This is a genomic window from Clostridium sp., assembly GCF_036643715.1.
Lineage (GTDB): Bacteria > Bacillota > Clostridia > Clostridiales > Clostridiaceae > Clostridium.
Window position 1 is genome coordinate 29,898 of the sequence record NZ_JAVXRL010000024.1, and the last position, 14,241, is coordinate 44,138.

Sequence of the window (14,241 nt, forward strand, 5' to 3'; positions counted from 1 at the left end):
GAATAAAGGAGAGTATATGGTAGATATAAATAATGTGATGAAAAGAAAAATTGAACATATACAATATGCTTTAGAATCATACTTAGATGAAGATTACTTTAAAGATATAAAAATATTCAATAATTCAGTTCCAAATATTAATTTTGATGATATTTCACTTAAAACAGAGTTTTTAGGAAAGGAAGTAAGTATGCCAGTTATCATAAATGCAATGACTGGAGGTTCTGATTATAGTTTTAAAATAAATGATGATTTAAGCAATATTTCAAAAGAACTCAATATACCAATTGCAGTTGGATCACAATCAATAATGCTTAAAGATAAATCATTTGAAAATTCTTTTAAGATTGTAAGAAAAAACAATTTAGATGGAATTGTATTATCTAACTTAAGTGCTTTAAGTAGCGTAGAAGATGCTAAAAGGGCTGTTAATGCTTTAGAAGCTAATGGGATACAATTACATATGAATGTATCACAAGAACTTGTAATGAGGGAAGGTGATAGGAATTTTAAAGGTATGCTTAATAATATAGAAGAGATAATAAGTTGTATGGATGTTCCAGTTATATTAAAGGAAGTTGGAACTGGAATAAGTTATGACACATGCAAAAAGTTAGCTGATGTTGGAGTAAAGTATGTAGACGTAGGTGGAAAAGGTGGAACTAGCTTTATAAAAATTGAGGATTTAAGAAACAAGAGTAATCTATATGAAGATTTAGAAGAAATCGAAATAAAAACTCCTCATTCTATAATATTTTGTAGAGAAGCTAGTAAAGATATGAATATAATAGCTTCAGGTGGAATTAACAAAGGAAGCCATATTATTAAATCTCTAATGCTTGGTTCTAATATGACTGGAATATCTGGTGCAATACTTAAAGAATATATAAAAGATGGTGCTATGGGAGCGTGGAAATATCTTTTGAATTTAGAACGTAGTACAAAAATACTTATGGGATGCCTAGGTTGTGAAAGTATAAGTGATATAAAAGAACTTAAATACTATTATAAAGATGAACAGAATATTAAAAACTTTGTAAACTATTAAGTAAAAAGTCATTTAAAGGACAAATAGTATGGAAGATATATTGATAGTATGGTATAATCTCTATGTTATTCTTTAATAATGGAGGAGTAAGTATATGAAGCATATAAAGACAATAAACAAAACAAACATCAAAAACAGTTTAAAGAAACCAGGATGCAAAGAATGTGCTAATTCATGCCAATCAGCATGTAAGACTTCATGCACAGTTGCAAACTTAGAGTGCGAAAACTAATAAATAAGCAGTAACTTAATAATTAAGTTACTGCTTAATTATTAATGTAATTTTAGGAGGAATTTAAAAAATGGCATTAATACATAAATTCAAACAAGGGGACAATGCATTTGTCCTAGATGTAAATACAGGAGCAGTTCACGTTGTTGATGACTTAGTATATGACTTAGTTGATGATAATGGATTAAGAGATAAAGAAGTAATTATAAATGAATTAAAAGAAAAGTATGACGAAAAAGAAATAAGCGAAGCTTATGATGAGATAAAACAATTAATTGATGAAGACATGCTTTATACAAAAGATATGTATGAAGATATAGCTCATAGTTCAATGGATGATAGAGATTACATAAAGGCAGTATGTTTAAACATAATACATGGATGTAATTTAAGATGTAAGTATTGTTTTGCAGATGAAGGAGAATACCATGGACATAAAGGTGTTATGGATATTGAAACTGCAAAGAAGGCTATAGATTACGTTGTTAAGAGAAGTGGTCCTAGAAAAAATATTGAAATAGATCTATTTGGTGGAGAGCCAACTCTTATAATGGATACAATTAAAGAAATAATAGCTTATGCTAGAGAAAATGAAAAGAAGTGGAATAAAAATATAAGATTCACTATGACAACAAATGCAACTCTTCTTAATGAAGAAATGATGGATTACATGGATAAAGAAATGGGAAATATAATCCTTTCTCTAGATGGAAGACAAGAAGTTAACGATAACGTTAGAATAAAAGTAGATGGATCAGGATCATATGATGATATACTTCCAAACATTAAGAAGATGGTAGAAAAGAGAAGCAAAGATAAAATGTTCTACGTAAGAGGAACATTTACAAGAGCAAACACTGACTTCTATGAAGATGTTATGGCTATGGCTAACGAAGGATTTAGAGAAATTTCAATAGAACCAGTAGTACTTCCTGATGAACATGCGCTTTCATTAAGAGAAGAAGATCTTACTACAATCTTTGAAAACTATGACAGATTATATGATGAAATGGTTAGAAGAAGAAAAGAAGGAGATGAATTTAGATTCTATCACTTCAATGTAGATTTAAATGGTGGACCATGTGTTTATAAGAGAATATCAGGTTGTGGTGCAGGATTTGAATATGTTGCAATAACACCTCAAGGTGAAGTATACCCATGTCATCAATTTGTTGGTAAAGAAGAATTTAAGCTTGGAACAATAGATGATGATACTTATGATACAGAATTAGCTAAAAAGTTTAAGATGGCTCATATTTATAATAAGCCAAAATGTAAAGATTGCTGGGCTAGATTCTATTGTAGTGGTGGATGCCAAGCAAATAATATAAATTTCAATGGAGATATTAATGTTCCATATGAAATCGGATGTAAAATGCAAAAGAAGAGAATAGAATGTGCGATTGCTTTAAAATCAGAGGAGTAAGCTGTTTTGAAGAAATATATTCTAGATAATGGAATAAGACTAATATATAAGAGGGTTACATCAAGTCTTACATCAGTTTGTGTATCATTAGATGGTGGTGCATTAAGGGACGGGGAAAAGCTTGGAATAGCACATGTTACTGAACATATGGTTTATAAAGGAACTAAAAGAAGAAGTGAAGAGGATATAAATAGAGAAATAAGTGAAGTATTTGGATTCTCTAATGCTATGACAAACTATCCATATGTTATTTATTATGGAACTCTTTTAGGTGAAGATTTAAATAAAGGAATGGATATTTTAAGCGATATTATAATAAATCCCACATTTAAAGAAGATGGATTTAAAGAAGAGATGGATGTAATCTTTGAAGAATTAAAAGAGTGGGATGAAGAACTTGAACAGTATGTTGAAGATAAATTATTTTTAAACTCTTTTAATAAAAGAAGAATAAAGTATCCAATTATCGGAACAGTACAATCTTTAAAGTCAATAAAGCTAGATGATGTAAGAGAATTTTATAATAAAATATATTTCCCAAGAAATACAGTGATAACAGTTATTACACCATTAGATTTTAATGAAGTATTAAATATTACTGAAAATTATTTTGGAAATTGGAATATAGAAAAAAATTCTTTAAAGAGCATGGAGTATGAAGAAGTTAAAGAGAGTAAATTTATTGAAACTAAATACGGTATAAAAACTAGTAAAGTAGAAATTGCTTATGATATAAGTAACCTAACTAATATAGAAATAAAGGCACTTAGAATCTTTAATGAATATTTTGGAGAGGGAGTAAACTCAAAACTTTTTGATATTTTAAGAACAAAAAATGGATTAGTTTATGATGTCTTAACTAGAGTTTCTCATGAAAATGGAATAAAGTTATACAAAATAACTTTTAGTACATCAAAAGAGAAGGTAGAAGAAGCATTGAATTTAACCTTTAAGTGTATTGATAATATTAGTAATTTAAAAACTTTATATGATGTAAATATTATTAAGCTTAAAAAGAGCTTTAAATTAAGAAGATTATTTAAAGAAGAACAGAGTATAGTATTAGCTAAAGAGTTATCAACATATGAAACTATGTTTGATGATTATAAAGTTTATGTAGATGAAAGTGAATCTTTAGATAATATTAATTTAGAATTAATATGTAATACTTATAAGAAAGTATTTAAAAATAGTTTAGTACAAGTAATTAAATAAAAAAAGTCCTGTCAAAATGGCAGGATTTTTTTGTTCTAAATAACACTTTAAAGGGAAGAATAAATATAATAAAGTGTGTGATTTATTAGCGAAAGTTTTGTAAGTAGAGGAGAGAATATATATGGATAAAATACCAATTTTAGAAGGTCTTATAGATTATCATAAAGAAGAAAATTTAATTTTTTCTATGCCAGGAAATAAATGTGGAAAAGCTTTTTTAAAAGATAATATAGGAAAAGATTTTGCGGAAAAATTAGGGTTTTTAGATATAACTGAAAATGATCCATTAGACAACCTTCATAATCCACAAGGAATTATAAAAGAAGCCGAGGAGTTACTTGCTAATCACTATGATGGTAAAAGAGCTTTCTTTATGGTTAATGGAAGTTCAGGTGGAAATATTATTTCAATTTTTTCCGCATTTAATGAAGGCGATGAAGTTTTAGTGGAGAGAAATTGTCATAAATCAGTTTATAATGGATTAATATTAAGAAAGCTTAAAGTAACTTATATAGATCCTGTTATTGACGAAGACCATGGTATTTTTATGCCACCAAATAAAGAGAATATATATAAAGCTTTAGAAATTACTAAAAGTGCTAAAGGTATAATATTAACTTCTCCAAATTATTATGGATTAAGCTACAAGCTAATTGAAGAAACTCTTAAAGAGCTTAAAGAAAAAGGTTTGAAAATAATAATTGATGCAGCTCATGGTGCACACTTTGGAGTATGCAATAGTCTTCCAAATAAGATAACTAATATAGCAGACTATACAATATTAAGTGCACATAAGACAATACCATCATTAACACAAGGTGGATATTTAATTGTAAATGAAGAAGAAAGTAATGTAGACTTTTATTTTAATTGTTTTATAACTACATCACCATCATATTTAATATTGGCATCATTAGATTATGGAAGGTATTATTTACAAAAATATGGTGAAAATGATTATAATAATCTTATTAAACTAGCGTCAGAGTGGAAAGAAAAAATAAATAAGTTAAACAAAGTTCACATACTGGAAGATAAAGATTTAAATGAAAATTATGAAGAAGATAAAAGCAGGTATATAATGACTGTTAAAGAAGGGTTAAATGGTCATAAGCTATTTGATTATTTAAGAGGAGAAAAAATACAATGTGAGATGAGCTTTGAAAGAGGCGTTGTTCTTATATTATCTCCAATTAATAATGATGATGACTTTAAGAAAATATTTAATGCTATTGAAAAATTAAATGTAGAAGATATTAAAGAAATATATTCAAATACTTTCGATTTCATAAAACCCAAAAAGGCATTAGAACCATATGAAGTTTTTAATAAAGAATATGAAATGATAGAAATAGAAAAATGCAATGATAAAATAGCTAAAGAATCAATAATACCATATCCGCCAGGAATTCCTTTAGTATGTGCAGGAGAAACGATTAATAAGAAATGTATTGGAATTATTGAAGAATATATTAAAAATAATAAAGATGTTATTGGAACTTATAAAGGAAAAGTGAAAGTAATAAAAGAGAAATAAACTTAAAAAAAATTTCGACACACTATGTTAGAATGTAACAAAAATTATATACCCTCATATATTGTATTATAGATAAAAATTAGGTAAACAGAAGAGAGGTATGTGGGTTATGGAAAGATGTAATAATAGAGGTTGTAATAACAAATGTAATTCTAATATGAATTGTCAAATAAAAGAAAGCAAATGTAGAAAGTTAGAAAACTGTGCAGAAGATATATCTGACATGAATGAAGAATTATTAGAATGTGTTGAAAAGAAAATAAGAGAAATTGTTTGTTTACAACAAGAATCAAGACAATACGTGGCAAAAGCTAAATATTTAGATGAAAGAGCAGAAGCTAAACTTAAAGAAGTACAAATGTTAGTTAAGAAAATTTCAGATATGGTTGATAAATCTAATGAACTTTATGAAAGAGCTATAGATTGTTATAAAAAAGAAGGCAGAACAAATAGATTCTGTCCAGATAGACCAAAATGTTGTAAGACATTTGATTTAGAAGATGACTGTGAAGATAATAGACACGATGACTGTCATGGTAGAAATGATAATTTCTGGGAATAATCGGTTTTAAAGAGACTATATTTTTATAGTCTCTTTTAATAGATCAAAATAGAAAATTAATAATTAAAAGTACTATTTATTAAGAAAAATATAGACAACATTATTTGTGTATGTTATGATAATAAAAAACTTGGAGGATGATTATGAATATTAAAACTAACGAATTAGCAAAATTAAATAATATTAAGTTCTTTAGCTACTTTAGTTAGGGGTTGTATTTATGAATCATCATGGATGCAAACCTTAGGATAAAGGGATGTATCTATGGTGGCTAAGTTTTTAAGTTATGTAATTAATAAGCCGCATAGATTATACTATGGGGCTTTTCTTATTTTTAAAGCTCCGTAGTAAATTCTATGGGGCTTTAATTATTTTTAGGAGGAATTACATGAGTAAAAGAGAAGGTTTCAAAAGTAGTAAAGGATTTATTTTATCCTGTGTAGGAGCAGCCATAGGGCTAGGAAACATATGGATGTTCCCATACAGAATGGGAAGCAATGGGGGAGCGGTATTTTTAATACCATATTTATTTTTCGTATTAGTATTAGGAACTACAGGACTTATAACAGAGTTTTCATTTGGAAGAATGTTTGGTAAAGGTAATTTAGAGGGAACGAGGATAGCGTTTAAAAAGGTTGGACTTAAATTTGGAAGGTTAGTTGGAATTATACCGGTAATGGGTTTGTTTGGTATATTTATGTTTTACAATGTCGTCGTTGGATGGATTATAAAATATTTTTCAGTTGGCGTATTAAATGGATTTAGTGGTTCAGATTTAACTAAATACTTTGAGAATTTCGCAGGAAGTCCAGAGAGTATTATTTGGAATTTAGTAGCAGTGATAATAACAGTTCTAATAGTATGTTTTGGAGTTTCAGGTGGTATTGAAAAAATCAATAAAATTATTATGCCTATGATGTTTATAATATTAATATTACTTGCAGTAAGATCCTTAACATTAGATGGTGCTATGGAAGGTGTTAAGTTTTTACTTGTACCAAAGTGGGAATATTTATTAATGGCATCAACTTGGATTAATGCATTAGGCCAAGCATTCTTTACTGTATCAATCACAGGCTGTTGCTTAGTTGTTTATGGTAGTTATACAAAAAAGGACTTCAATATTCCAAAAGCTGCGGTATATACAGCTATATTTGATACATTAGCAGCACTTTTATCAGGATTTGTAATAATGCCCGCAGTATTTGCTTGTGGATTAGATCCACTTGCAGGACCGCCATTATTATTTATAACAGTTCCAACAATATTCAGTAAAATTCCAGCAGGGCAGTTACTTGGAGTTATATTCTTTTTTAGTATATTCCTTGCAGCTATTAGTTCATCAATTGCAATGCTCGAAGGACCTGCAGAAGCATTAATGTCTCAAACTAAAATGAGTAGAAAGAAAAGTGTAATATTACTAGCGCTTGTAGGATTTATATTATCAATTCCATTAGATTTAAATATGGACATATTTAATAATTTCACTAATTTTATAACAATAATATTATCACCAATTGGTGCATTAATTACTATGATAGTTTTTTATTATGTTATAAAAAAAGAAGATGCATTACATGAAATTAATTTAGGGAGTGATATTAAATTAGGAAATAAATTTTATTGTTTTGCTAAGTATGCATTCGTTATTATAACAATAGTTGTTATAATTCTTGGTGTATTACTTGGTGGAATTGGATAGATTAAAAGAGGCTTTTAAGCCTCTTTTAATTTACTACAAAGAAATAAGTGGATAACATTTACAAATAATGATATAATTATGACGAAATTGTATAAACGTTTTCTTTATATAGTTTAAGATAGGGAAGTTACATAAGCTAGGGGGATAATTTAGGATGGGAAAAAATTATGATTTTAATTCTATAATAAATCAATTTAAGTTTGAAGGAAGAATGTGTGCATATGATAGTCATCTTTGTGGACATATCAACGATACATTCATTGTTGAGTTTGAATGTGAAGAGGGAAAAAAATCAAAATATGTTATGCAAAGAATTAACACGAATATATTTACTGAACCAGAGAAAGTAATGGAAAATATAGAGAATGTCACAATGCATATTAAAAAGAAGTTAGAAAGTGAAAATGGAGATAGTGAAAGAGGCGTACTAGAGCTTATAAGGACTACTGATGGGAATAGTTTTTATAAAGATAGTGCTGATAATTATTTTAGAGCCTTCAAATTTATTAATGGTGCTAAAACTTATCAAAAAGTTGAGAATCCTAAACATATGTATGAGTGTGGTACAGCGCTTGGAAGATTCCAAAAACAATTATCAGATTTTCCAGTTGATAAATTACATGAAACAATAAAAGATTTCCATAATACTAAACAAAGATATGAAACATTTTTAAGGGCATTAAAAGACGATAAAGAGTGTAGATCTCAAAATATTAGAAATGAAATAGATTTTTTAATAAGTAGATGTGAAGAGATGTCTAAACTTGTTAATATGATAGATGATGGATTACTACCTATAAGAGTAACTCATAATGATACAAAGTTTAATAATATAATGATAGATAATATAACAGAAAAAGCGGTTGCAGTAATTGATTTAGATACTGTAATGCCTGGTCTTGCATTATATGATTTTGGTGATTCAATAAGATCTGGTGCAACAACAGCATTAGAAGATGAGAAAGACTTAAGTAAAGTAAACTTTGATTTTGAAATATTTGAAAATTATACAAAAGGTTATTTAGAAGAATTTAAAGATAATTTAACTAAGTTAGAAATAGAGAACTTAGCTTTTTCAGCAAAGCTTATTACAATGGAATGTGGAATGAGATTTTTAACTGATTATTTAAATGGAGATGTTTATTTTAAAATACAAAGAGAAGGACATAATTTAGATAGAGCTAGAAATCAATTTAAATTAGTCTGTGATATGGAAAATAATATGGACAAGATGAGAGACATAGTTAATAAGTACTGTTAAAAAGAAGGGTTCCCCCTTCTTTTTTTATATATAATCAATTACATTAAGATTCCACTCTTTAGCAAGTTCTAATAATAATAACATATCATCACCATAAATCTCTGATGGATTATGAGCATCAGAAGAAATTAAAACTTTAATATTTTCTTTAGATACTTTCCTCCAAAATTTTTCGTGTGGATATCTAAAACGAGGACCATCACAAAAGTTAACAATACCTTTGCGTACGCCATTTGCATTAAGTTCTAATATAGAATCATTCTTTTTAGCAGATTCAATTATCATATTACAAGCAGTTTCACAATTTTCATCCCAAGGTAAATTGTTTAAGAAAATTAAATCAGGATGAGCTAAAAATGCAAATAATCCAGTATTTAAAGCTTCACTAACAGACTTAGCATAAGTTATGTAATAATCGGTACTAGGTAGTTCAAAATTATTAATAAATGGATTATCATGGGTTACACAAACATGTTGACCTAAAGCTAAGTAATCAAATTTTCCAAGTAGTTTATTATAGTAATCTATTTTTGATTTATTATATTCAATTTCTAAGCCAATCTTAAGTTCAATTTTATCTGTATATTTTTCTTTTAAATAAGATATAGAATTATAATAATCATCCAATTCATTATACTGCATTCTAAGTGCATATCTATTATCTTCATAAGGTGCATGATCACTAAACCCTAAAGTTGTAAGACCTTTCTTAATTGCTTCAATTACGTACTCTTCATCTGTTCCTTCTGCGTGTAAGCATCTTGTAGTATGCGTATGATAATTTACTCTGTTCATAGTACTCCTCCTAAAATGGATTTTATTTAATAATATACTAAAAAAAGGATGGTGACAATTAATGTTATAAAGAATTAAAGGTAATAAAGTTTGATATGTATAAAAATATACTTTGCTAGGTATTGAAATTATTAACATATAATCATATAATAGAGAAAATGATTAATATTGTGTTAAATATATGTAAGTGAGTTATTATCCTTCGTCCTTTTGAATGGATGAAGGTATTTTTGTATAAAAATTTAATTAAGTATGGTATTTGGAGGTTTTAATATGGACGAGATTCTTGAAGTTTTAGAAAAGAATAGCAGATATACTGATGAAGAAATAGCTGTTATGACAGGAAAATCAGTTGAAGAGGTTAGAGATGGTATAAGAGATTATGAGGAGAAAAATATAATAGCTGGTTATACAACTTTAATAAATTGGGAAAATACAGGTAGAGAAACTGTTACAGCACTTATAGAGGTTAAAATAACTCCTCAACGAGGTCAGGGTTTTGATAAAGTTGCAGAGAGAATATATAAGTTTTCTAATGTTAAAGCTTGCTATTTAATGAGTTCAGGTGGTTTTGACTTAACTGTAATAGTTGAAGGCAAAACAATGAAGGAAGTTGCAATGTTTGTTTCAGAAAAATTATCTGTACAAGAATATGTACAAGGTACAGCAACTCATTTTGTCCTTAAAAAATATAAGGATCATGGAACAATATTTAAAGATAAAAAGATACAAGATAGGGAGGCTATTTTTATATGATAATGAATGATATGATTTTAGATAATGTTAAAAATATGCCACCTTCAGGAATAAGGAAGTATTTTGACCTTATAAATGAAATGGAAGATGTTATATCATTAGGAGTTGGTGAACCAGACTTTGTAACACCATGGAATGTTGTTGAAGCTGGGATATACTCATTAGAGAAAGGACATACCCATTATTCTTCAAATGCAGGATTTATAGAACTTAGAGAAGAAATCTCTAATTATTTATATAGAAAGATAAACATATCATATGATGCTAGAGAAGAAATATTAGTAACAGTAGGTGGAAGTGAAGCTATTGATCTAGCACTAAGAGCACTTGTAGGACCTGGTGATGAAGTTATTATTCCAGAGCCGAGCTTTGTAGCGTATAAAGGATGCACTGCTTTTACAGGTGCTACATCTAAAATTATAAATTTAAGAGCCGAAGATGAATTTAAGCTTATGGCAGATGATTTAAGAGAAGCTATTACAGATAAAACTAAAGTTTTAATATTACCTTTTCCGAATAATCCAACAGGAGCTATAATGACAAGAGAGGAGCTTCAAAAAATTGTTGAAGTAGTAAAGGATAGAAATATTGTAATACTTTCTGATGAGATTTATGGAGAGTTATCTTATGATAAAAATCATGTATCTATCGCATCTTTTGATGAAGTTAAAGATAAAACATTAATAATAAATGGATTTTCAAAGGCATATGCAATGACCGGATGGAGACTAGGTTATGCTTGTGGAAATAAAGTTTTAATTGATGCCATGAAAAAAATTCATCAATATGCAATTATGTGTTCACCAACAACAGCTCAGTATGCAGCAATAGAAGCGCTTAAAAATGGTGATGATAGTGTTCGTGAAATGGCAGGGGAATATAATAGAAGAAGAAGAGTGTTAGTTGATGGATTTAGAAAAATGGGACTTGAGTGTTTCGAACCTTTAGGAGCTTTATATGTTTTTCCATCAATACAATCAACAGGAATGACTTCAGATGAATTTTGTGAAAAGCTTCTTATGGAAGAGAGAGTGCTTGCAGTACCAGGAAATGCCTTTGGTGATTGCGGTGAAGGGTTTATAAGAGCTTGTTATGCAGCTTCTATGGAAGATTTAATGGAAGCTATTAAAAGAATAAATAGGTTTGTAGAAAAAAATAGAAAAAATACACTATAATGAATAGTGACGAAGGGGATAAAATTTAATGAGCAAAAAAACAATAGACTTAGGAGCCGGTAAAATATCGGGACTTTTATTTAGATTAGCACTTCCAGCAATTATTGCACAATTAGTAAATGTTTTATATAACATAGTAGATAGAATATTTATTGGAAGAATTCCAAATGGAGAAATTGCAATGGCTGGGGTTGGGGTAGCATTTCCAATTATAATGATAGTTTCCGCATTTAGTGCACTTATTGGTATGGGAGGAGCACCGATTGCGGCAATTAAAATGGGTGCTAAGGAAGATGATGAAGCAGAAAAAATAATGAGCAATAGTTTCTCTATGCTTATTATAATTGGAGCTATATTGACAGTAGTCTTCTTAATATTTAAAGAACCAATATTATATGCGTTTGGTGCTAGTGAAGCAACTATGCCGTATGCTTTAGATTATTTAGAGCTTTATTTAATGGGAACAATATTTGTCCAAATAGCACTTGGAATGAATCCTTTTGTTAATACTCAAGGTTTTGCAAAAGTTGGTATGGCAACTGTAATGATAGGAGCTGTAATTAATATTATATTAGACCCTATATTCATATTTGGGTTCGGTATGGGAGTTAAAGGTGCAGCACTTGCTACTGTTTGTGGACAGTTAGTATCAGCATTTTGGGTTTTAAAATTCTTATTTGGAAAAACAAGTACACTAAAGATAAGGAAAAAATATTTAGTTCCAAAGCTTAAAATAGTACTACCTATTATGGCACTCGGTGTATCACCATTTATAATGCAAGGAACTGAAAGTTTAGTTATTATAGTAATGAATAATCAGTTATCTCTTTATGGTGGAGATATGGCAATTGGTGCTATGACTATAATGAGTAGTGTAATGCAAATTGTTATACTACCATTAATGGGACTTACACAAGGTGCACAACCTATTATTAGTTATAATTTCGGAGCTAATAAAATGGATAGAATAAAGAAGACATTTAAACTTCTTTTAGTATGTTGTTTATCATATACTGGAATAATGTGGACATTACTTATGTTAGTGCCAAAAGTATTCGTATTAATATTTAATAGTAATCCAGAACTTGTTAATATAACAACATGGAGTATTAGAATATACTTTGCTGGAATGATATTGTTTGGTGCACAGATTGCATGTCAACAAACATTTTTAGCACTTGGACAAGCAAAGACTTCATTAATACTTGCGCTTTTGAGAAAAATAATTTTATTAATTCCTTTAGCGTATATATTACCTAAGTTATTTGAAGATGGATTAAGAGGTGTATTAACAGCAGAACCTGTTGCAGATATATTATCAGCAGTAATTACAGTTATATGCTTTATAGTTTTTTATAAGAAAACATTAAGCAATAAAATGACTGAAGATGTTATAGAATAATAATAATAATAAAAGAAATAGAAACCGTAATGGTTTCTATTTTTTTGTGGTAAAATATATTTATGTTATTTTTAAGGAGGAATTTATATGAGAGAATTAATAGATTTACATACACATACAATATCAAGCGGTCATGCGTATAGCACTATAAAAGAGAATATTGATAGTGGAAGTTATAGAGGACTTAAATATCTTGGTATATCAGACCATGCACCAAAGATGCCAGGCGGACCACATGTATTTCATTTTCACAATTTAAGAATTGTACCAAAGAAGGTTAATGGAGTAGTAACATTAATTGGATCAGAAGTAAATATTTTAGATTTCAATGGAACACTAGATTTATTAGATGAGGATTTGGAAGCTTTAGATTATGCAATTGTAAGTCTTCATACACCATGTATTATTCCTGGAACAATTGAAGAGAATACAATGGCTGTAATAAATGCAATGGATAGACCCAAAGTTAAGATAATAGGTCATTTAGATGACAATAGATATCCAGTTGATTATGAAAAGGTAGTTATTGCTGCAAAAGAAAAAGGAGTATTACTTGAACTTAATAATTCATCACTTAATCCAAATGGCTTTAGAAAAGGTGCGTTAGAAAATGATACTAAAATGCTTAAAGTGTGTAAAGAACATGGAGCTAAAATAATATTCGGAAGTGATGCGCATATATGTTATGATGTTGCTAATTTTACTAACTGTAGAAAATTAGTCGAAGAAGTGGACTTCCCGATGGAGTTAATTGTAAATTATAATGTAGAGGACATTAAAGAAATATTTCTATAATGTGGTGTAGTTTTTATGGGGGATAAAAATAATATAAATATTATATATAATATAAAAGGAAATAGTGATATCATATGCAAACTTAAGGAGAGCTATGAAATAAATAAAGAGCTTAAAGTTATAAATAACAATAATATAAGTAATTATTATTACATATATAGAATTAAGCTTGGATTTATAAATATAGAACTTTATGATCTTTCTATGGTTTATGAAAATATTTTAGAAGATATAATAGTAAATGAATTAAAAGATAAAAATGATATTATATTGATGCTTAACGAAGAGGCAAATGATTTTACTAAATTAAGTGGGGTAAATATAAATAAAGTAGA

The 14,241-nt window shown here is 28.4% G+C and carries 14 protein-coding genes; 13 read left to right on the forward strand and 1 reads right to left on the reverse strand.

Annotated elements, in window-relative coordinates; genetic code table 11:
* Positions 1-16: 16 nt before the first annotated feature.
* From fni to RSF37_RS08655, 8 genes are all read left to right on the forward strand, one after another.
* Positions 17-1,048, forward strand: coding sequence for a type 2 isopentenyl-diphosphate Delta-isomerase (gene fni / locus RSF37_RS08620; RefSeq protein ID WP_332564002.1), 1,032 nt, complete (start codon positions 17-19; stop codon positions 1,046-1,048).
* Between the two features lie 94 nt (positions 1,049-1,142).
* Positions 1,143-1,280 carry a six-cysteine ranthipeptide SCIFF gene (scfA, locus tag RSF37_RS08625; RefSeq protein ID WP_035279055.1) on the forward strand — a complete coding sequence of 46 codons (138 nt, stop codon included), beginning with the start codon at positions 1,143-1,145 and terminating at the stop codon, positions 1,278-1,280.
* A gap of 70 nt (positions 1,281-1,350) precedes the next feature.
* Positions 1,351-2,706 carry a thioether cross-link-forming SCIFF peptide maturase gene (scfB, locus tag RSF37_RS08630; protein WP_332564003.1) on the forward strand — a complete coding sequence of 452 codons (1,356 nt, stop codon included), beginning with the start codon at positions 1,351-1,353 and terminating at the stop codon, positions 2,704-2,706.
* A gap of 6 nt (positions 2,707-2,712) precedes the next feature.
* A complete protein-coding gene (locus RSF37_RS08635) occupies positions 2,713-3,921 on the forward strand; it encodes a M16 family metallopeptidase (protein ID WP_332564004.1) in 1,209 nt (402 codons plus the stop codon).
* Positions 3,922-4,042: 121 nt separating this feature from the next.
* Positions 4,043-5,458: an aminotransferase class I/II-fold pyridoxal phosphate-dependent enzyme gene (locus RSF37_RS08640; RefSeq protein ID WP_332564005.1), complete on the forward strand. Its 1,416-nt coding sequence runs from the start codon at positions 4,043-4,045 to the stop codon at positions 5,456-5,458.
* Between the two features lie 109 nt (positions 5,459-5,567).
* Complete coding sequence (locus RSF37_RS08645; protein ID WP_332564006.1) at positions 5,568-6,020, forward strand: hypothetical protein; 453 nt, start codon at positions 5,568-5,570, stop codon at positions 6,018-6,020.
* Between the two features lie 388 nt (positions 6,021-6,408).
* Positions 6,409-7,722, forward strand: a complete 1,314-nt coding sequence (locus RSF37_RS08650) for a sodium-dependent transporter (RefSeq protein WP_332564007.1) — start codon at positions 6,409-6,411, stop codon at positions 7,720-7,722.
* A 154-nt stretch (positions 7,723-7,876) separates the two neighbouring features.
* The gene (locus RSF37_RS08655; protein WP_332564008.1) at positions 7,877-8,983 is read left to right on the forward strand and encodes a phosphotransferase enzyme family protein; all 1,107 of its coding nucleotides are present in this window, start codon (positions 7,877-7,879) and stop codon (positions 8,981-8,983) included.
* A gap of 24 nt (positions 8,984-9,007) precedes the next feature.
* On the opposite strand, the gene RSF37_RS08660 is transcribed toward RSF37_RS08655, so the two are convergent.
* Positions 9,008-9,778: a histidinol-phosphatase gene (locus RSF37_RS08660; RefSeq protein WP_332564009.1), complete on the reverse strand. Its 771-nt coding sequence runs from the start codon at positions 9,776-9,778 to the stop codon at positions 9,008-9,010.
* 273 nt (positions 9,779-10,051) lie between these two features.
* Between RSF37_RS08660 and RSF37_RS08665 the strand changes: the two genes are divergently transcribed.
* The 5 genes from RSF37_RS08665 to RSF37_RS08685 form a co-directional block, all read left to right on the forward strand.
* Entirely contained in the window at positions 10,052-10,534 is a 483-nt protein-coding gene (locus RSF37_RS08665) for an Lrp/AsnC family transcriptional regulator (RefSeq protein ID WP_332564010.1), read from the forward strand.
* A complete protein-coding gene (locus tag RSF37_RS08670; protein WP_332564011.1) occupies positions 10,531-11,709 on the forward strand; it encodes an aminotransferase class I/II-fold pyridoxal phosphate-dependent enzyme in 1,179 nt (392 codons plus the stop codon). Before RSF37_RS08665 ends, RSF37_RS08670 begins: the two co-directional genes overlap by 4 nt.
* A gap of 28 nt (positions 11,710-11,737) precedes the next feature.
* Complete coding sequence (locus RSF37_RS08675) at positions 11,738-13,111, forward strand: MATE family efflux transporter (RefSeq protein ID WP_332564012.1); 1,374 nt, start codon at positions 11,738-11,740, stop codon at positions 13,109-13,111.
* A gap of 87 nt (positions 13,112-13,198) precedes the next feature.
* On the forward strand, positions 13,199-13,906 hold the full coding sequence (locus RSF37_RS08680; RefSeq protein WP_332564013.1) for a phosphatase: 708 nt from the start codon (positions 13,199-13,201) through the stop codon (positions 13,904-13,906).
* A 15-nt stretch (positions 13,907-13,921) separates the two neighbouring features.
* A partial coding sequence (locus RSF37_RS08685) for a hypothetical protein (RefSeq protein WP_332564014.1) occupies positions 13,922-14,241 on the forward strand: 320 nt, incomplete at its 3' end.

What these genes read in the sequence shown, in the direction of transcription:
- RSF37_RS08665 (WP_332564010.1), top strand. Translation starts at nt 10,052, where the DNA reads ATGGACGAGATTCTTGAAGTTTTAGAAAAGAATAGCAGATATACTGAT.
- RSF37_RS08650 (WP_332564007.1), top strand. Translation starts at nt 6,409, where the DNA reads ATGAGTAAAAGAGAAGGTTTCAAAAGTAGTAAAGGATTTATTTTATCC.
- RSF37_RS08640 (WP_332564005.1), top strand. Translation starts at nt 4,043, where the DNA reads ATGGATAAAATACCAATTTTAGAAGGTCTTATAGATTATCATAAAGAA.
- scfB (WP_332564003.1), top strand. Translation starts at nt 1,351, where the DNA reads ATGGCATTAATACATAAATTCAAACAAGGGGACAATGCATTTGTCCTA.
- RSF37_RS08675 (WP_332564012.1), top strand. Translation starts at nt 11,738, where the DNA reads ATGAGCAAAAAAACAATAGACTTAGGAGCCGGTAAAATATCGGGACTT.
- fni (WP_332564002.1), top strand. Translation starts at nt 17, where the DNA reads ATGGTAGATATAAATAATGTGATGAAAAGAAAAATTGAACATATACAA.
- RSF37_RS08655 (WP_332564008.1), top strand. Translation starts at nt 7,877, where the DNA reads ATGGGAAAAAATTATGATTTTAATTCTATAATAAATCAATTTAAGTTT.
- RSF37_RS08645 (WP_332564006.1), top strand. Translation starts at nt 5,568, where the DNA reads ATGGAAAGATGTAATAATAGAGGTTGTAATAACAAATGTAATTCTAAT.
- RSF37_RS08680 (WP_332564013.1), top strand. Translation starts at nt 13,199, where the DNA reads ATGAGAGAATTAATAGATTTACATACACATACAATATCAAGCGGTCAT.
- RSF37_RS08670 (WP_332564011.1), top strand. Translation starts at nt 10,531, where the DNA reads ATGATAATGAATGATATGATTTTAGATAATGTTAAAAATATGCCACCT.
- RSF37_RS08660 (WP_332564009.1), bottom strand. Translation starts at nt 9,778, where the DNA reads ATGAACAGAGTAAATTATCATACGCATACTACAAGATGCTTACACGCA.
- scfA (WP_035279055.1), top strand. Translation starts at nt 1,143, where the DNA reads ATGAAGCATATAAAGACAATAAACAAAACAAACATCAAAAACAGTTTA.